This window comes from Streptomyces sp. Ncost-T10-10d, assembly GCF_900091955.1.
Classification (GTDB): domain Bacteria; phylum Actinomycetota; class Actinomycetes; order Streptomycetales; family Streptomycetaceae; genus Streptomyces.
The window spans coordinates 34,189-52,819 of record NZ_FMDF01000109.1 but is presented as its reverse complement, the minus strand read 5'-3'; the positions used below and the strand labels follow the sequence as shown (position 1 = coordinate 52,819).

The 18,631-nt window shown below is 68.4% G+C and carries 16 protein-coding genes and 1 pseudogene; 10 read left to right on the top strand and 7 right to left on the bottom strand.

Going from position 1 to position 18,631, the window contains the following annotated elements:
- Positions 1-23 precede the first annotated feature (23 nt).
- Positions 24-1,676, top strand: a complete 1,653-nt coding sequence (locus GA0115254_RS18205; RefSeq protein ID WP_093896361.1) for an amidohydrolase — start codon at positions 24-26, stop codon at positions 1,674-1,676.
- A gap of 362 nt (positions 1,677-2,038) precedes the next feature.
- Here the strand turns inward: GA0115254_RS18205 and GA0115254_RS18200 are convergent, their stop codons facing one another.
- Complete coding sequence (locus GA0115254_RS18200) at positions 2,039-2,920, bottom strand: serine hydrolase (protein WP_093896360.1); 882 nt, start codon at positions 2,918-2,920, stop codon at positions 2,039-2,041.
- 697 nt (positions 2,921-3,617) lie between these two features.
- Between GA0115254_RS18200 and GA0115254_RS18195 the strand changes: the two genes are divergently transcribed.
- On the top strand, positions 3,618-5,072 hold the full coding sequence (locus GA0115254_RS18195) for a glyceraldehyde-3-phosphate dehydrogenase (protein ID WP_093896359.1): 1,455 nt from the start codon (positions 3,618-3,620) through the stop codon (positions 5,070-5,072).
- 216 nt (positions 5,073-5,288) lie between these two features.
- Here GA0115254_RS18195 and GA0115254_RS18190 read toward each other — a convergent pair whose 3' ends face one another.
- Positions 5,289-5,675 carry a peptidoglycan-binding domain-containing protein gene (locus GA0115254_RS18190; RefSeq protein ID WP_176740175.1) on the bottom strand — a complete coding sequence of 129 codons (387 nt, stop codon included), beginning with the start codon at positions 5,673-5,675 and terminating at the stop codon, positions 5,289-5,291.
- Between the two features lie 427 nt (positions 5,676-6,102).
- Between GA0115254_RS18190 and GA0115254_RS46165 the strand changes: the two are divergent.
- Positions 6,103-6,296, top strand: a pseudogene (locus tag GA0115254_RS46165) (MFS transporter); the annotation flags it as partial.
- A gap of 173 nt (positions 6,297-6,469) precedes the next feature.
- Here the strand turns inward: GA0115254_RS46165 and GA0115254_RS44530 are convergent.
- Complete coding sequence (locus GA0115254_RS44530; RefSeq protein WP_176740174.1) at positions 6,470-6,625, bottom strand: hypothetical protein; 156 nt, start codon at positions 6,623-6,625, stop codon at positions 6,470-6,472.
- Between the two features lie 556 nt (positions 6,626-7,181).
- Between GA0115254_RS44530 and GA0115254_RS18180 the strand changes: the two genes are divergently transcribed.
- From GA0115254_RS18180 to GA0115254_RS18165, 4 genes are read left to right on the top strand one after another with little or no spacing between them, the layout of a single operon-like run.
- Entirely contained in the window at positions 7,182-7,520 is a 339-nt protein-coding gene (locus GA0115254_RS18180; protein ID WP_093896357.1) for an antibiotic biosynthesis monooxygenase family protein, read from the top strand.
- Positions 7,517-8,404, top strand: coding sequence for an NAD(P)-dependent oxidoreductase (locus GA0115254_RS18175; protein WP_093896356.1), 888 nt, complete (start codon positions 7,517-7,519; stop codon positions 8,402-8,404). Before GA0115254_RS18180 ends, GA0115254_RS18175 begins: the two co-directional genes overlap by 4 nt.
- A complete protein-coding gene (locus GA0115254_RS18170; protein WP_093896355.1) occupies positions 8,401-9,375 on the top strand; it encodes an amidohydrolase family protein in 975 nt (324 codons plus the stop codon). Before GA0115254_RS18175 ends, GA0115254_RS18170 begins: the two co-directional genes overlap by 4 nt.
- On the top strand, positions 9,372-10,616 hold the full coding sequence (locus tag GA0115254_RS18165; RefSeq protein WP_093896354.1) for a cytochrome P450 family protein: 1,245 nt from the start codon (positions 9,372-9,374) through the stop codon (positions 10,614-10,616). The genes GA0115254_RS18170 and GA0115254_RS18165 overlap by 4 nt, the downstream gene beginning before the upstream one ends.
- Positions 10,617-10,746: 130 nt before the next feature.
- Here the strand turns inward: GA0115254_RS18165 and GA0115254_RS18160 are convergent, their stop codons facing one another.
- Positions 10,747-11,955 (bottom strand): MFS transporter, encoded by a 1,209-nt coding sequence (locus GA0115254_RS18160; RefSeq protein ID WP_256102646.1) that lies wholly within the window; start codon positions 11,953-11,955, stop codon positions 10,747-10,749.
- A gap of 82 nt (positions 11,956-12,037) precedes the next feature.
- The gene (locus GA0115254_RS46160) at positions 12,038-12,226 is read right to left on the bottom strand and encodes a hypothetical protein (protein WP_256102645.1); all 189 of its coding nucleotides are present in this window, start codon (positions 12,224-12,226) and stop codon (positions 12,038-12,040) included.
- Between the two features lie 631 nt (positions 12,227-12,857).
- On the opposite strand from GA0115254_RS46160, the gene GA0115254_RS18150 reads away from it, so the two are divergent.
- Positions 12,858-14,366 carry a glutamate synthase subunit beta gene (locus tag GA0115254_RS18150; RefSeq protein ID WP_093896352.1) on the top strand — a complete coding sequence of 503 codons (1,509 nt, stop codon included), beginning with the start codon at positions 12,858-12,860 and terminating at the stop codon, positions 14,364-14,366.
- Positions 14,367-14,448: 82 nt separating this feature from the next.
- Here the strand turns inward: GA0115254_RS18150 and GA0115254_RS18145 are convergent, their stop codons facing one another.
- On the bottom strand, positions 14,449-14,970 hold the full coding sequence (locus tag GA0115254_RS18145) for a nucleoside/nucleotide kinase family protein (RefSeq protein WP_093896351.1): 522 nt from the start codon (positions 14,968-14,970) through the stop codon (positions 14,449-14,451).
- Between the two features lie 1,361 nt (positions 14,971-16,331).
- Between GA0115254_RS18145 and GA0115254_RS18130 the strand changes: the two genes are divergently transcribed.
- Both GA0115254_RS18130 and GA0115254_RS18125 read left to right on the top strand, forming a co-directional pair.
- The gene (locus GA0115254_RS18130; protein WP_256102644.1) at positions 16,332-17,573 is read left to right on the top strand and encodes a lanthionine synthetase LanC family protein; all 1,242 of its coding nucleotides are present in this window, start codon (positions 16,332-16,334) and stop codon (positions 17,571-17,573) included.
- 247 nt (positions 17,574-17,820) lie between these two features.
- Positions 17,821-18,222, top strand: coding sequence for a hypothetical protein (locus tag GA0115254_RS18125; protein WP_093896350.1), 402 nt, complete (start codon positions 17,821-17,823; stop codon positions 18,220-18,222).
- Positions 18,223-18,373: 151 nt separating this feature from the next.
- Here the strand turns inward: GA0115254_RS18125 and GA0115254_RS18120 are convergent, their stop codons facing one another.
- Positions 18,374-18,601: a hypothetical protein gene (locus GA0115254_RS18120; protein WP_093896349.1), complete on the bottom strand. Its 228-nt coding sequence runs from the start codon at positions 18,599-18,601 to the stop codon at positions 18,374-18,376.
- Positions 18,602-18,631: the final 30 nt, after the last annotated feature.

Below are 18,631 nucleotides of genomic sequence, written 5' to 3'. Positions count from 1 at the left end.
CGCACCATCAGGAGTTACCTCACATGGCGATCGCCGCTCACCCCGCCCATCTCGTCCTGCGCAACGCCCGTATCCATACCGTCGACCCGGCGCTTCCCGAGGCGCAGGCCATGGCCGTTGTCGACGGCCGTATCGCCTGGATCGGTTCCGACAAGGACGCACAGGGGTGGACGGGGCCGGACACGCGGGTGATCGATGCCGGCGGGAAACTGGTTCTTCCCGGGTTCATCGATGCCCACAACCATGTCCGGCTCGGCTCGGACGACGCCTGCGTCCAGCTGTCCGGCGCCCGAACACTCGACGAAGTCCACGCCCGCATCCGTGCCTGGCGCACGTCCCACCCCGACGCCGAGTGGATCGAGGCCGAGGCCTTCGACTACTCGGCCATCCCGGGGGGCCGGATGCCGACCGCCGGCGACCTCGACCCCGTCACGGGCGACGTGCCCACCTTCGTGTTGAGCTACGACGTGCACACCGCCTGGGTGAACACCGCAGCCATGCGCCGACTCGGCATCGACCGCGACCACACCGGCCTGCCCTTCGGCGAAGCAGCCACCGACTCGACCACGGGCGAACCCACCGGCTTCATCACGGACTTCGCCGTCAAGGGCCTCTCCCGTGACGGCCACCGGGCTCTCCAGACGCTGGGTCTGCCGTGGGCCTCGCCCGACCGGCAGTACGGACGCCTCACCAAGTCCCTGGACGACGCCATCGGCTTCGGCATCACCACAGTGGTCGAACCCCAGAACTCGCTGGACGACCTGGCCCTCTTCGCACGCGCACGCGCCGAAGGCCGGCTCAGGTCCAGGATCGTCGCGGCCCTCTTCCACCCGCGCGGCACCACGGACTCCGACCTCGACGACTTCGCCGCCGCCGCCCGCCGCTACGCCGACGACCGGATACGGGTCGGACCGCTCAAGCTCTACATCGACGACGTCGTCGAGCCGCGTACCGCGGCCCTTCTCGAACCCTACGCGGGCTGCCGCCACCACCGCGGCGACACCTTCTACCCGCCTGAGGAGTTCGCGAGCCTGCTGACGAAGCTGGACGCCCGCGGCTTCCAGTGCTTCGTCCACGCGACCGGCGACAGGGGGATCCGTACCGTCCTCGACGCCGTCGAGCACGCCCGCGCGGTCAACGGGCCGCGGGACGCCCGCCACCAGGTCGTCCACGTCGAGTGCCTCGACCCCGACGACACACCGCGCTTCGCCGCACTGGGTGTGGTTGCGTGCATGCAGCCCCGGCACAGCGCCCCGGAGGTGGCGGGACCCGGCAAGGACTGGGCCGAGAACATCGGCGTCGGCCGCTGGCACAAGGCATGGCCCCTGCGGAGCCTGCACACGGCCGGGGCACTGCTCGCGCTTTCCAGCGACTGGAACGTGGCCGAGATGGATCCGATGATCGGCATCTACACCGCCGTCACCCGGCGCCCCCTGGGCGGCGGTGAGCCCTGGATGCGGCAGGAGACGATCAGCGTGGAGGCCGCGGTCCACGGATACACGATGGGCTCGGCATACGCCAACTTCCTTGAACACGAACGTGGTTCGCTGACAGTCGGCAAGGCCGCCGACTTCGTGGTCCTCTCCCGTGACATCCTGCGTGCGGCACCGGAGGACATTCCCGGCACCGTGGTGGAGACCGTCGTGGTCGCAGGTCTCGTCGAGCACGGCGGCTGAACACCGATGACGCCGGAGCGGCGCTCGGCGTGGTTCCGCGGTCGGTGAGCTGTGCGCCCCCGTCGGGATCGAGACCTTGTTTCAAGCCGGGTCGGAGTCTGCCGCCGGGGGGCGTCCGCACGGAACCGGGCGGGGATCACGTCACCGACTCGGCTGACGGGGCGCCCCTGCCGGCGGGGGTTCCGGAACGTCGTCGGCTCCGAAACATTCGATACCGCGAAGCCCTGCCCGTGCGGGTTCAGCTTTTGGGTGCCCACCTCGCTCGGCTCGCGCGGGATCCGGCCTCGCACCGGCCCACACCATGAGAGCCGATGCCCGGAGGATCAGCCGGTGGCAGGCGCCTTCCGTTCAACGGTTCGCCGTCAAGCCGCACCCGTCAGGTCACGATGGATGACGCGGGCCGCTCCTTCGACTGTGCCGACGCCATAGTCCATCGTGCGATTGCCGGTCGAGAGCACAGCCATGCCGTAGTCGTGACCACCACCGGTGAAGGCGCCCACGCTGTTCACCCGCCATCCGCCGGTGGTGCGCGGCAGCCAGCCGTTCTTGACGTGCACGGATGCCGTAGCGGGTGATCCTGCGGGCACCCCCCACTTCTGGCCGGAAGCGACGTGATTCATCAGGCCGAGAGCGTAGCTGCGCGAGGAGGGGGACAGCACCCCGTTCTCCGTTGTCAGCAGTTGCATGAGCCGGAGCTGGTCGCCGGCGGTGATCTGGGTGAGGCCCCAGCTCTTGCCCGCAGCGGGAACGGTGTCCCGCATCTGTGCCAGAGCCAGGAACTTCTTGAAGCCGGCGGAACCGATCTGGTGCCAGAGTGCGGAGGTCGAGTCGTTGTCCGACTTGGTGATCATGGCGGTGGCCAGCTGCACCTCCTGCGGAGTCAGCTTCCGGTGCGCCTCCTCGACCTGCCGCAGCAGCGCTCCGAGCACCGAAACCTTCACCACGCTGGCGGAGTCGAAATGCGTGTCGGCCTTGAGCTCGCAGGTGGTTTCGGTGATCCGGTCGTAGAGGGCCAGCGACCATGTGCCCTGCCGCCCGTTGAGAGCCCCGGCTATGTCGTGGGACAACTCGGAGGCCAGCCCTGGCTTCTTCGAGACACAGACGACCTTCGAACCACCCGCCGCGGCACTGGCGGTGGCGGCCGACGCCGGGGTTGCCAGGGCGAATACGGTGAGCAATGAGCTTGCGGCCAGGGCAGTGGCCAGACCGCGCCGCGAGCAGGTCAATGTGTGTGATCCATGCATGAAGGCTGTGTCCTGTCTCGCTGTGTGCCGTAGGTCATCTCGCCGGACCTCACGCGGCCGACCGGGAGTCGGGCTCCTGCTGCGTCTGCTTACAACGGCTCAGCGAAGTGGGCCGCAGCAGCTCGCCGCCCTGGCATCTGTTCGGGCCGCGGAGAATCGATGAACGGGAATCGGGGCTCAGCGATACCGGATCGAATCCCCATTCATAGGCCACGGCGACCATACGTGGCGCCGAATCAACGATCTTGAAAATCTGGGGTGAAATGCCCGATATGTGGACTTTGTCGATATGTGATGTTCGCTAAATCAGCAGCTGCCGAAGCGGCGCCCCCGAACGCCGTGGCGGCGGGACGGCCCGCGTTCTGTCCGGGATGCGCGGGTGCGCCGACAGAGCGCATCGTGATGCTCGGCCCGCTCCGGGAGCGTTCGATCCCGCGGCCGGCCGGCTTGTCGCCGGCCCTGCCGGGTGGCTCCTGTCGGAGATCCCCGAATCGCTGTTCCGCGGGCCCGGGGTCCGTTCCGGCCCGACGCGTCCCGCGCCTGGGGGCCGTTCCGGCGGAGTGCGTGGTGGTGGCTGCCCGCGCCGCGCGGTGGGTCGGGGGCTCGCTCGTGACATCCCGCTCAGGTGCCACCGATTGAATGATCAAAGTGGCGGGGGGTTAGCATATGAGCGCCGCCTAGCTCGAAAGATAAACCTGTGACTGTCAATGACGACTCGTTCACCAACTGGAAGAACCGCGAGGAGATCGCGGAGTCGATGATCCCCATCATCGGGAAGCTGCACCGGGAGCGGGACGTCACAGTCCTGCTGCACAGCCGCTCCTTGGTGAACAAGTCGGTGGTCAGCATTCTCAAGACCCACCGATTCGCCCGGCAGATCGCCGGTGAGGAACTCTCGGTCACCGAGACGCTGCCGTTCCTGCAGGCTCTTGCCGCGCTCGATCTCGGCCCTTCCCAGATCGACATCGGCATGCTTGCCGCGACGTACAAGACCGACGGCCGAGGTCTCTCGGTGGCCGAGTTCACCGCCGAAGCCGTCGTCGGCGCCACGGGTGCCGGCAGGATCGAGCGCCGCGAACCGCGCGACGTCGTGCTCTACGGGTTCGGCCGCATCGGCCGCCTCGTTGCCCGCCTGCTCATCGAGAAGGCCGGCTCCGGCAACGGCCTGCGCCTGCGCGCCATCGTCGTCCGCAAGGGTGGCGGCCGGGCCGTCGAGGATCTCGTCAAGCGCGCCTCGCTGCTGCGCCGCGACTCCATCCACGGCCAGTTCCAGGGCACGATCACCGTCGACGAGGCGAACAGCACGATCATCGCCAACGGCAATGAGATCAAGATGATCTACGCCAGCGACCCGTCGGAGGTCGACTACACGGCGTACGGCATCAAGAACGCCATCCTCATCGACAACACCGGCAAGTGGCGCGACCGTGAGGGCCTGTCCAAGCACCTGCGCCCCGGCATCGACAAGGTCGTCCTGACCGCGCCGGGCAAGGGTGATGTCCCCAACATCGTGCACGGGGTCAACCACGACACGATCAAGCCGGATGAGCAGATCCTGTCCTGCGCGTCCTGCACCACCAACGCGATCGTCCCGCCGCTGAAGGCGATGGCGGACGAGTACGGCGTCCTGCGCGGCCACGTGGAGACCGTCCACTCGTTCACCAACGACCAGAACCTGCTGGACAATTACCACAGCTCCGACCGCCGCGGCCGTTCGGCGCCGCTCAATATGGTCATCACCGAGACCGGTGCCGCCTCCGCCGTCGCCAAGGCGCTGCCCAACCTCGACGCGCCGATCACCGGCAGCTCGATCCGCGTCCCGGTGCCGGACGTCTCGATCGCGATCCTCAGCCTGCGGCTCGGGCGCGAGACCACCCGCGAGGAGGTTCTCGACTACCTCCGCAACGTGTCGCTGACCTCGCCGCTCAAGCGCCAGATCGACTTCACCACCGCCCCCGACGCGGTGTCGAGCGACTTCATCGGCTCGCGCCACGCCTCGATCGTCGATGCCGGCGCCACCAAGGTCGACGGCGACAACGCGATCCTCTACCTCTGGTACGACAACGAGTTCGGTTACTCCTGCCAGGTCATCCGCGTCGTCCAGCACGTCTCCGGGGTGGAGTACCCGACCTACCCGGCCCCGGCGGTCTGATCTCGACGGCTGTCCGGTCCGACGTCCCGGCAGGTGGGGCGGCAACCGATGCCGATCGGCATCGGTTGCCGCCCCACCGTCCCCGTCGGCAGCGGAATCGGCCGTACGTCCGGAACCCGTAGACGTCGTTCGACAGCAGCCATGCCGGTCCTGCGCGGCCGACGTCGGCCGGTGGTGCAGTTCCGGCGACAGCCGTCCCGGCCGGACCTGGGTGACTCACCCCGGATACGGGTCGTAGCAGTCCAGTGCGGGGTGGTAAAGCACCTGCCAGGTGTTCTCCTCGACAACCCCGGTTCTGTCCAGACCGTGGCACCCCTGAATCCAGATGATCTTCTTCGACGTGGCCGAGTCGAAGACTCCGTCGACTGCGAGTTTCGGAACGCCGCCCCACACATTGCTCAGACACTGCGCCTGCTTCACGGACGGACCAGTGTTCATGTATGTGAGCGCGGGGCGATCGGTGGAGGACGTGTAGGAGCATGTCTCCTCAGCGGCGGCCGCATCGTGCGTCGTCGTCGCCAAAGCCCCGGCAGTCAGCAGTGCTGTGCCGAGGGTCGCACACTTGCGACGGATCATGTCGGGCACTCCAATCCGTATGGGCATCTGCGCCTCCATCAAGCATGGGGGCATAAACGTCGTCCCGCGCATTCGAACCGCCGCGCCGCGCAAGGTGCACCGGGCCGGCGCCGACGCCGGCCGCCTGGCTGGGCACTGGCCACGTCGCCCCGAAGGCCCCTGGCTCACCAGGCGGTCGTCCGCGCACCGCCTGGCCGCTGCCGCCGCGCTGCTCGCTTACCACGGCATTCAGCGTGTGGCGGTGCCCCGACCTGGGGGGGCGTGCGAGGGGCCGTGTCGTACCCCGGAACGCCGCTCCCCGGCACAGCGCGGTCTACCGGTAGGCGGATCGGGACAGCAGGCTGGATGGGCGTTGAAGATCTTCTTCATTTCGCGGAAGCCCCACGCCTGTCCCTGTCACCCCGCCCGGCAACGTGTCGGCGACGTTCCGGGGCAGCGCCCCGCCGGCGGGGCGCTGCCCCGGAACGTGGTCGGCTTCTTCGTGATCACGCTCGACGCCCTCGTGGTCAGCGTCGCGTTGTCTTCGATCAGGGACGACCTCGGCGGTGGCATCCCGGGCTGTAGTGGGTGGTGGATGGCTACACGCTCATGTTCGCCGTGCTGCTGCTGTCCTCCTCCGGGGCGCTTTCCGACCGGATCGGCGCGCGGCATCGCTGTGAGCTTCAGCCCGTGGCGGCCGCCTGTCCGGGAGATACACGGTGTTCGGTCCCGAACTCGCCCCGGAGTGAGCCGCCCAGCGGGCCTCGCGGCGGAGGCGCACACATGGGGCCCCCTCCGGCGTGAACCGGCAAGGGGCCGCCACCGTACAGCTGCCGCCTCCGTCAGGTCTCCGTGTCCTCCGCGCTGCGCTCGCCCTCGGCCTGGGACGGCTGGGTTCGCGTCGTGGCGGGGTGCCGCTCCTCGGCCGGATTCATGTCCTCTTCCAGCCTCTCGCCCTCTGCTTGCGACGGCGTCGGGTACTCGTAGTTCTCGCTCACGGCCGCCTCCACAGTCGGAACATATGCATACAAAATGAGCGTAACGCTCCGTCCAGTCGGGCAGCACATCCATGACGCGTCAGCGGGAGCTCCGCGCTCAGCCCCCAGCACGTGGAGGCGAGCTCGCCGGGCCGGACCGCACCCGGCCGACTCGCGCGCGACAGCTCGCACGTGCTCGAGACAGCCGCGATCCCGCCGTACCGAATGGTTGCGCGTCCACCGGGACAGGTGGGGCTTCGTCGGTCCGGTCCTGCGCCGGACATCCGACCGACCCCGGACGAGCCCCGGCGCGACGGCCCCGCCCCGACAGATCGTGCAGGTGCGTCCGGGCCCTGGGGCGTTCGACGAGTCGGCCGAGTCCGAGGCGGGCTCCGGCCCGGAGGAGCGGTTCCGGGTGGGCGCCGAGCAGGCCCTTCCGATCTCACCCGACCGCGCCAGCAAACGTGGTGGCTGCCTTCTCTCCATTGGGCTGTGGCCACGCCGGAGTTGCGTGGCCACGGGGGCCATGAGTCTGTGGGAGTCGTGCTCTTACAGATCTCAGCCTTCAGGAGGAGACATGCGCGCTGAGCAGAACGGCCGCTCGGCCGACAGGCTTTCCGTGGTGTACACGGTTCACGTCATCGAGGGCGGTGAGCAGGGGTTTCTGGAGGCGTACGAGCGAATAAGGAAGTCCGTCGCCAGCGTCCCGGGACACATCATCGACCGGCTCGGAGAACCCATCGACGACTCCCGCCAGTGGGTGATCACCAGCGAGTGGGAGACGCCCGACCACTTCTTCGCCTGGCAACAGGGCGAGGACCATCGCGCACTGCTGGCTCCGCTGCGCGTCTGGGTCGATCAGACCCAATCGCTGAGATACCGGGTCATTCAGGAGACCGTGGGGGTGAAGGCATGACGCACCCCACCACTGGCCCCGTCGCCGTCCTGGGGCTCGGCACGATGGGCACCGGCGTGGCCACTCGCCTTCTGGAACAGGGCGTTCAGGTGCGGGTCTGGAACCGCACCGCGGGGCGGACCGAACCGCTCGCCCGGGCCGGCGCCGTCGCCGCAGCCCATCCGGCCGATGCCGTCGAGGGCACGAGCGCTGCCATCTGCACCGTGACCGACGGCGATGCCCTCGCCGCCGTGCTGCACGGACCGGACGGGATTCTGGCCGAGGGCCCGTACCCCGGAGCCCTGGTCTGTGCCAGCACGGTCGCCCCCGAAGAGGTCGTCCGCCTCACCGGCGACATGCACTCCGTTCTGGACGTCGGCATGCTCGGCAACCGGGAGCACGCCCACAGCGGCGAGCTGCGGCTCTTCGTCGGCGGCGAGGAACGGGTCTTCACCGCGAGGCGGCCGCTGCTCGAACTGCTGAGCAAGGAGGTCGTCCACCTCGGCGAACTCGGTTCCGGCATGCGGATGAAGCTGCTCCTCAACCTGCTGATGGGGATCGAGGTGCAGGCTCTGGCCGAGGCCGTCGAGCTGGCGGCCGCCACCGGACTCGACCGAAAGCTCGTCCTCAGCACGATCGCCGGCAGCGGCTTCGCCTCGCCCGTCATGGCGTTCAAGTCCAAGCGGCTGGCAGCCGGGCGTTTCGACAAGCCCGACTTCCGGCTGAGCCTGATGGCCAAGGACCTCCTGCTCGCTGCCGAGCAGGCCGCGGCGGCCGGACTGCGTCTCCCCCTCGTCGACGCAGCCGCGCAGACCCACGTCCGCGCCACCGATCAGGGACACGGCGACGAGGACTGTGTCGCCGTCACCCACGCACTCACACCGAAACCGGGAACCCACACGTGATCATCGACATCCACGGACATCTGTCCCCACCGGAGGCCGCCCGAAGCTTCCCCATGCCTCCCAGCCTGACCGACGTCGACGGAATGCTGGCCGCCCGCGCCCAGGCCGGCATCGACCTCACCATCATCGGCAGCCCGGTCGGCGCCGGCGCCATGGCGCGGGTTCCGGGCGTCGACAACTACGCACAACCACGAGACCGGCTCCGAAGCTTCCACGCCTGGATGTCGGGCCTGATCGCCACCTTCCCGGACCAGTTGCGCGGGTACGTGTACGCCAACCCGTTCGGCGACGACGACCACCTGGAAGGAGTCCGGGAGACGCTGGCGGATCCCGCTTTCGTCGGCCTGATCACCACCTCCAGCGTCCACGGCGAACTGCTCGGCTCTCCGCGAGCCGACTCCTTCTTCGCGCTGGCCGCCGAGGCGGGAGTGCCGGTCCTGGTGCACGCCCCGGCCGAACCGATCGGCACGGACCGCGTCGACGACTTCGGCTTCGTCGAGCAGATCGGCCGGTTCGGCGACCTCACCATGGGCATGGCGATGATCGCGTTCGCGGGGTGGCTGGACAAATATCCGGGCCTGCGGCTGATCGGTGCCACCGGCGGCGGTGCGCTGGCGCTGCTGCCGGAACGCCTGCAGACAGCGGCGCGTCCCCGGCACTGGGGCAGGGGCAAGCCGCCGGCGTCGTCCTCGGTCCCGGCTGCGTCCTCCGCTCCGCCGTCCGCCGACCCGAGCGGTGCACTCCAGCGTATGTATGTCGACACCAGCACTTTCAGCCCGGCGCATCTGGGCCTCAACGCGGAGGTGCTGGGGCCCGAGCGGATGCTGTTCGGCACCGACTCGCCGCCGATGTCCGTGCCCCTGGAGGAGTTCATGCACATGATCGAGAAGCTGCCGATCGACAAGGCGTCCCAGCAGCTCATCCTCGGCGGCAACGCAGAGGCCCTCTTCGACCTCAGGAGCCGTCCGTGACCACCGTGGACGATCCGGTCGCCGCAGCCGAGCGGTGCACCCCCGAGTTCCGACGGAACCCGCACCCGGTCTACGCGAGCCTCAGGGACAAGGCACCCGTCTGCCCCATGCGGCCGCCGCACGGCGTCGACACGTACCTGATCACGCGGTACAAGGACGCGAGAGCGGCCCTGGCGGATCCGCGGCTCAGCAAGGACATGTACGGGGCCATGGACGCCTACCGGAGGATCTTCGGTGACTCGTCCGTGGCTCTGGACGACCACATGCTCAACTCCGACCCGCCCAAGCACACCCGGCTGCGCAGACTCGTCAGCTCCACGTTCACCCCGCGTCGCGTGGACTCTCTGCGGCCGCGGATCCAGGACATCGTCGACACGCTGCTGGACAACTGTGCGACCCGCGAACCGGTCGACCTGCTGACCGCGTTCGCGTTCCCGCTGCCGATCATCGTGATCTGTGAACTGCTCGGCGTGCCGCCGGACGAACGGTCGGAGCTGCAACGCCTGTCCATCACGGTGGCGCAGACAGGATTCAGCAAGGAATCCAAGCAGGCCCAGCAGAAGGCGGAAGAGGACCTGCACGCGTACTTCGCGGATCTCCTCTCGCGCAAGCGCAGCCACCCGGGTGAGGACCTGCTCAGCGCGCTCACCGCGGCCCAGGACGAAAAGGGCGGGCTCACCGAGCAGGAGCTGATCTCGACCGCGTTTCTGCTGATGTTCGCGGGGCACAAGACGACCGCCTACCTCATCGGCAACTCCATCCACCATCTCCTCACCCATCCTGCGCAGCTGCGCGCCGTGCAGGAGAACCCGGAGCTGGTCGGACAGACGGTGGAAGAACTGGTGCGCTTCGAGGGCTCGGTGGAGAGCGCGACGTTCCGCTTCGCGGCCGAGGACGTGGAGATCGCCGGAACGCGGATTCCGAAGGGCTCCCTGGTTCAGATCGCGCTCAGTTCGGCCAACCGCGACCCGCTGAAATTCGACTCCCCGGACGAGTTCGATGTGAAGCGGCCGGCGAATGCGCAAAGTGCCCATCTGGGGTTCGGGTACGGCATCCACTACTGCCTCGGAGCGCCTCTGGCCAGACTGGAGGTGCAACTCGCTCTCACGGGTCTGTTCAGCCGTTTCCCGAGGGCGGCTCTGGCGGACCCCGCGCGTGAGGCGCCCTGGATGGAGGTTCCGTTCCCGGCTTTCCGCGGCCTCGCGGAACTGCCTGTCGTGCTCAAGCCTGCCGTACCGTGACCCACAGCGGGGGAAGACAGCGGCATCCTGTCCGGGCCGCCTCGGAGACCCGGGGCGGCCCGGCCGCCTCGGGGCATCGATTCCGGATGCGGTGGCTGTTGTCCGACATCCCGACCGGCGTCGTGATCATTTACGCTGCCGTCGGCGGCCTGCGCGCAGCGTACGTTCCCGCGCCTGCCGCCAGCAGCATCACACAGCCCGCGAAGATCAGCCCGGCTTGGCGGAGCCCGAGCCATGTGGCCATGGCACCGACCCCCACCACCGGTACCGAGATCCCGGCGTAGGCGACGACGAAGAACGCCGAAATCGTGCCGCCACGGTGCCGTGCCGGGGCCGCGCCGCTGACCAGGGTGAGTGCCGCGCGAAAGGCCAGTCCCTGGCCGGCGCCGCCGCACAGGGCACCCAGGACGAGCAGGAACATGGATTCGGCGATCAGCGATGACGCCACAAGCAGCAGGCCCACGACGAGGATGGCGCACCCCACAGGGAGCGCGAGGCGTGCCCTGATCCGTTGTGTCAAGGACTGCCCGACGGTCGAAGCGAGGAACACGGAGAACACGACGGCGCCCGAAACGGCCAGGTTGCGCACCCCCAGCGTCTGCGAGGCGAAACTCGGCGCGACCGCCGTGAACAGCCCGAGAAGTGCAAAGCCGGCGAACGCCGCCAGCGAGGCGGGTGTGAACACGCCCTTCACCTCGGGAGGCACCGTGATCCCCTGCGGCGTCAGAGGAGGCCATCTCTTCGGCTCCGCCACGGTCTCCGGCAGGAACCAGGTGATCCCACAGGCCACAGCCACCAGCCCCAGGTGGACCCAGAACGGCAGCATCAGCGGCCAGGGCGTGTACTGCGCGAGGAGGCCGGAGAGCAGCGGCCCGCAGCCCAGACCACCCATGTTCGCCGCGGTGGCGGCGAACCCGGCCCGCGCCTTCTGCCCCGGACCGGCCAGCTCGATGACGGCCGCTGTCGCCGCACCGCTCAGCAAGCCGGCCGCGCAACCGGACAACAGCCGCCCCGCGAAGAGCAGAGGCAGACCGCTCTGCAGGAGGAAGCAACCCGCACTCGCGGCCGACAGAGCCATGGCGCACAGGAGCACCGGTCTGCGGCCAACCTCGTCGGAATAGTTTCCCGCCACCAGAAGCACGGTGATGACCGCGACGGCATACACGGCGAACACAACGGTCACCATCAGCTCGGAGAACCCGATCTGTTCCTGGTAGAGCCCGTACAACGGTGTGGGCAGGGTGGTCCCGGCCATCCCGATGGCGAATACCGCTGCCGCAGCCGGGTAGCCCGGCCGCAGGCTGTCGCCTGCGTTCACTGCGCCCTCGCGAACGATCACACACGCCACCCTATGAGTGGCCGCCCGCCGGAGAAGCACCTGGCACGAGGGTGGCGAGGCGGACCGAGGGGCGTCAGGATCATCAGTCCCAGAGCTCGTATGTCACGTCCCGTGGCGTCTGCGACGGTCTGCCGTCGGTGTAGGTGAGTTGCAGCCGTGTGAAGCGATTCAGCTCAGGGTGCTTCTTCCAGGAGTCCGGGCGGTCGAGCCTGACGACGACGGGGTAGGAGTGGAACCTGCCCGCGGCGCAGAAGGGCTGACAGTCATTCACTGCGTCGAGTCCTCTGCCCACGGCGGACGTGTGTCCCCACGTGGACCACCGAAGTTCGATGAGGTGGTTGTTGCCATCGCCACAGGCGAGCAAGAAGTCGCCGGGGCGTACTTGCGACTTCGAGAAACAGTCGACGGCCACTGTATGGGTGGCTGCCGGTGACCCCGCGGATGCGGACGCTGGTACTGCCGCTGCGGCGAGCACCGTGGCAGCGCACAGCATGACCGCTGCTCTGAACTTGTCTCTTTGCATATCAGCTCCCCAGCTGCCTCTCTTTTGAGCCCGGGCGACCCGGCGGGTACGCCTCACTCGCCCCGCGAGCTGCGGTCTGCGCGCCAGAAGCACTGGTCCGTGGCGGTGGCGCCGTTCTTTCCGCAGTTGTTCCTGAATCGACGCTACGACCGTGGCCAGGGATGCACCACCCGTACAGGCGACAGCCGGGCAAGGCAGAAGCGGAAGGAGTGCGCTCCGCCGGCAGAACGGCTCGGCTCGCCTTCGACGAGTGATCGACAACGTGTCCGCGACACCCCCAGCATGCGCTGAAACCGCTGCACCGAGCAGGTGGTCGTAGTGATATGCAGGCGTACGCTTGCAATGCCTGTGTACCGCGAGTGAGCGACGGAGGCGGCGCATGACCGACCCCTACGGCTTCCTCAAGACACCCCGCCGGCCCGTCCCGGCGCGTCCTGTCCAGGAGCGGCTGAGCGACTGGAACGAGGTCTACGCGGGGCAGGCGCGACTTCCGCTCGTGTCCGAGCAGGCGGGGCGTTGTATGGACTGCGGCATACCGTTCTGCCACAGCGGCTGCCCGCTCGGTAACCTCATCCCCGAGTGGAACGCGTACGCGAGGAAGGGCGACTGGTGGGCAGCGGCCGAGCGGCTGCACGCGACGAACAACTTCCCGGAGTTCACCGGGCGACTGTGCCCGGCGCCGTGCGAAGACGCTTGCGTGCTCACCATCAACGCCGATCCGGTGACGATCAAGAATGTCGAACAGGCGATCGCCGACCAGATCTGGGCGCGCGGATACGCGACGCCGCAACCGCCCGGGCGGCTCAGCGGCAAGACCGTCGCCGTCATCGGCTCCGGTCCGGCGGGACTGGCGGCAGCACAACAACTCACCCGGGTCGGTCACACCGTCGCGGTCTACGAGCGCGCCGACCGCATCGGCGGGCTGCTGCGCTACGGCATTCCCGCGTTCAAGTTGGAGAAGCGCCACCTGGACCGCCGCATCGAGCAGATGCGGGCTGAAGGCACCAGGTTCCGCACGGGCGTGGACGTCGGCAGCGATCTCGACGCCACCGAGCTCACAGAGCGGCACGACGCGGTTGTGATCGCCGTCGGAGCCACGGGGCAACGGGAACTGCCCGTCCCAGGCCGTGAGCTCTACGGCATCCACCAGGCCATGGACTACCTGACCCTGGCCAACAGGGTCGCTGAGGGGGACCACGACGTGCCTGTCGTCACTGCCGAGGGCAAAAACGTGGTGATCATCGGTGGCGGGGACACCGGCTCGGACTGTCTGGGCACCGTCCTGCGACAGGGCGCCGCCTCCGTTGTGCAGTTGGACATCAATCCGGAGCCCGGTGACACCCGGCGGGACACCGAACCCTGGCCCGTGTATCCGAAGGTCTATCGGATATCCCATGCTCATGAAGAGGCCCGGGGACGAGAGGGCACGGATCCGAGAGTTTTCGCCTCCGCCACCCTCAGCTTCGAAGGGGACCGGTCCGACCAAGTACGCGCGCTTCGCCTGGCGGAAGTGGAGCCCAAGGGCAGAAGGCCGCGGCTGGAGACGGAACATGTGATTCCGGCGGATCTGGTCCTGCTCGCCCTCGGGTTCTTCGGTCCCGAACGGGACACCGGCCTGATGCGGCAGCTCGGGCTCACGCTGGACGACCGGGGAAACTTCGCCCGGAATGCTGCCTACGCTGCTGAAACGGCAAAGTCGGCCGAGCGGACGGCCCGCACCGGGACCGTCGGGGTCTTCATCGCCGGTGACGCGGGACGTGGCCAGTCCCTCGTGGTGTGGGCCATCGCGGAGGGACGGTCCGCCGCGGCCGCAACGGACCGCTATCTGAGCGGCTCCACGGTGCTCCCGGCGCCCATCGCCCCACAGGACCGGCCTCTGGTCGCCTGATGCGGCGTCACTGTCGGCATCCGGGCCGACTGCCGGTGGACGACCGGACCGCCTGCGGCTGTTCTCGTGTGGCGGGCGCATCTCAACCCTTGACGGCCTCTGCGATCTGCAGGGCGGCCTGGGCGGGCGTGAGGTGCGTGGTGTCGACGACCTCGGCCTCGCTGTGCAGCCACGTGCGGGCCGCCTCGGCGTAGGGCTCGAGGTATTTGAGACGGAACGGGGAGGGACCAAGAACAGTGTCCCCCTCGATGCGGCCGCGGAGGGTGTCCTGGTCGGCGTGGAGGACGAAGTGCCTTACTGGAATGTCATGTTGGGCGAGGCCCGTGCTGATCTCGCGCCAGTACTGCTCGACCAGGACAGTCATGGGGATCACCAGAGTGCCGCCGGTGTAGTCGAGTACGTGGCGGGCGGTCTCGACGACGAGCGGCCGCCACGGCGGCCAGTGCTGGAAGTTGTCCGTCACGGGCAGCCCCGGCGTGATGTCCATGAGTGTCTCACCGACCTTCTCGGCGTCGAACACCCGTGAATCCGGGATCAGTTGCTGTACGAGTGCACTGGTCGTCGTCTTGCCTGCGCCATGGGTGCCGTTGAGCCATACGATCACGGGACCCGACGCTACCGCTGTGCGGGCCGCGGGAACGGGCACAGCGGAAATCCGGCACGGTTTCGGCGTTTCTCAGGGCGGTGCCAATCACCAGGATCAGGTGTCACCTATCTCGGAATGTCCTGTCGCAGTGCATCTACCAGACAGCGGTCTGCTGACCTGCCGGGTTGCCACATCGCTTGAGAGCGATGGCCCTAGGTATTCCCAAACGACGTGGCTTTGAAGGAATTTGCGTTGATCGTACCGCCGTACCGGCTGCTGGAGTAACTTGGCAGAGGGTTGCTACGTTTCAGCGGTATGAGAAGCGCTGTGTTTGTGGTGACAGTCGGCGTTGCCGCCGGCGTCTGCCTGATTTTGGTGGATCGCGCTTTGCTGTGGGCAGAGTGCCGTGGGTGGATCTACTACCGCAAGACGAAGGGGCGTACTTCCGCGCTGGTAGAGGGGTTCTCTCCAGCCGCGCAGGCAGTGAAGCGGGCGATGGAGCAGGAGAGGTTCCGTAAGAATGTCCGGGTCGGGGAGGGGACGCCACTTGGTGTTGACTTGGACAAGGGCGTTGTACGGGTCCGTCGCTCGGAACCCGGTCGGCAAGAATCTGCCAACTCGAATGAGATCGAGTGAGAATCCGCCTGCTTGAATGCGACAGGACACGAAAAGTCGCACCCACCGAGGGAATCAATCATCCCCGTGTGACAACCAGCCTGCTCATGTGACAACTGTCGTGCCTTGGCTCAGGCGGCAGGCGGCGGCTTGGTTGTCGGCGTCGGGCCGGATGCGGAACAGGTGGTCCTTCTCCGGGTGACCGGAGGAGTTCCCGCAGCCGCGGCAGTCCCAGCGGCTGTCGACGGAGGACTGCACCGGATCGGCGTCGTCTCCGCGGTAACCGGAGAGTGGGAGGCCGACTATCGAGCCCGGATACGCGGGCTACCGGTACGCACCGCAGTGGACGATCTGCACGCCGCAATACACGCAGTCGCCGCTGCACACGGACGCATGCACGCTGTGCGGACCCTGCGCCGGAGCCTGCCGGTACTGTCGCCTGCGGAGGCCATCGAGTACGTGAGCGCTTTGCTGGAAGGTGATGCCCCAGGGCGCCTCGTGGCCGTGGCCACCAAGGAACTCGTAGAGCCTCTCGACCCGGTACTCGCTGTGAAGACCATTCGGCCCGGTGCGCCCCGCCAGACCGGCTGACGTCCGGCGACGGGCTCGTTTCGGCACCGTGGGGCCGGGGTCGTTGTCGAAACGGCGAGCGCGGCCGTGGCCGCGCCGGGGTGGACCCGGATGCCCGTGGGTCGGCGGGCGCGTGGGGAAATGCCGCTTGCCGGGGGTCGTCGGGCACCCCAACTCTGTGGAACGCTAGGGCGGTGATCACCAGTGCACCGGACAACGCGGAGTCGCTTGCCATTGGGGCCCTTGAGTGGCTGCTGAAGGCTGCCCGGGACGTGGACGACGGCTTGGCCTGGCCGGACACCCTCGCCGACGACGAGGTCACGCCGATTCTGTACAGCGGGACTTCGGGGGTGCTGCCAACCCTCCTCGACGCATGGCGGTACTTCGCAGACGACCGGTACGCGGACGCGGCCCTGCGCGGTGCCCGCAGCGTCGCTGACGCGGTCGAAGACTGGGAGCCCAGCGGCCTCTACACGGGGGTGGCCGGAATGGCTGTCGCCCTGCGGGGTGTGCACCGTGTGCTCGGCGACACCGCGGCGGGGGCGTCCGCCGACCGTGCTCTGGACGTCCTGCGGTCCCGCTACGACGGCGCAGGGTGGAACGACTGCTTCGAACTGATCGTCGGCAACGCCGGCGTAGCGCTCGCCGCGCTGGAGTGCGGCGATCTCGACCTCGCCCAACTGGCCGTCGACCGCTACCCGCACACCGCCGAACGCACCGCTGCCGGCGTCCAGTGGGAGATCCGGGCCGGCGCGGTCCCCCGCATGCACCACATGTCGCACGGCACCCTCGGCATCGTCTACGCGCTCGCTGCCGTCGGCCGGGCCGCCGACCGCTCCGACCTTATCGACCTCGCACTGGCCGGCGCCGCCGACGTGGTCTCGCGCAACGAAGCCGGTCCGGACGGCTTCCTTGTCGCGCACTCCGACCCGCAACAGCAACACGAGAAGATCGAACGGCATAGCTACGGCTGGTGCCACGGCACGGCCGGCGACGCCCAGGCGTTTCGCTTCCTGAGCCACATCCTGCCCGACGACCCCGCCTGGCCCGCCCTCGCCGACCGCTGCTGGCACACCGTGGTCAACTCCGGCATCCCACGACGGATCCGCCCCGGCTTCTGGGACAACAACGGCCGCTGCTGCGGCACCGCCGGCGTCCTCGCCCTCGCCTGCGACCGCCAGGTCGAATGCGGCGACGGCCAGGACTTCGCCGACGTCCTCGTCGCCGACCTCGCGGCCCGCGCGACGACCGATGCCAACGGCATCCGCTGGTCCAACTTCGAACACCGCGAAACGCCCAGTGACCTCGCCCCCGCCACCGGCTGGGCGATGGGCAACGCGGGCATCATCCGTGAGCTCCTGCGCCACGCCCGCATCACCGCGAACCGGGACCCGCGCTATGCGGTCCCCTTCCCGGACCACCCGCCCGCTGCCTGAGTGCCTGTTGCGGCTCCGTTCGCCGAACGGTCACCGTGACCGTTCGGCGAACGCTCGCCCCCAAAATCCCGTTATCGGGCAACCGTGGGTTGACCTGCTGCCTCGGTGTCCTGTCCCATGACACCTTGCCTCCGTCCCACCCGGCCTTGTTCGTTCGCACGTCAGGGACAACATCACGTGAGACGGACCCAGGGATGGGCCTGGTGGGCGCCCGAGCTGCGACAACACGCTGCTAGATTCGCTCGCCATGCGATCACGTGAGTACGACCTCGACTTCCGCGACAGGGCCCGGCGAATACGCGCCTGGGGTATCGGTCTGTTGGCTGTGGCGGCGCTCCAGTGGACATGGTGTGCCCTGTTGCTGCTCACGCCGTACGAGGTCGATGAGGAGCCCGGCGACCGCTACCCCGAGAAGTGCGAGTCAAGGCTGTTGACCGAGCGCGGTACGGCCAACGACGGCCTGCAAAGGGGGGATTGGTGTCAGAACGAACGCGACTGGCCTGAGGCCCTGGCTGTGCTCGGGTTGTCCGTGCCGGTGTCGGTCGCTGGTGTGGCACTCTTCACGAGCGGCAGTGTGAGCAGCCGGATGAGTGCCCACGCGGAGGCGATGCGCGAACTGGACAGGCTCGCCGACGCACGGAACGCGTAGCCTGCACGGGTTGGCCGGCCAACACACCATCCATATGGACAGGATTGGACCACCGTTCCAGGCTTGACCAGAGCGTGTCAGTAAGAAGTCATCTCATTCGGCCAGTTGAATGCGCTGTGGGCCGTGGGGGACCGCTGAGCGGTCGGCGCCATCATGCCCGCCACGGCAGCCACCCGCCGTTCCCGCATGCCAGTTGGAGGGCCTGCTCCCGATCGCCGCCGCCGAACGGGGCGATCTGCCAGGCGGCCATGGCGACCAGGCTCACCGCGTCGGCCGTTGCGGCACCGGCGAGTATCCGGTAACAGAGGAGTCGGGACTGCCGACGGGCAGGGAGTGGCTCGGCGGGGCCAGGGTCGGTGTGCGACGAGCCGAACCGCATCTCGTAGCCGCGCCATACTGGGTCGCGGCG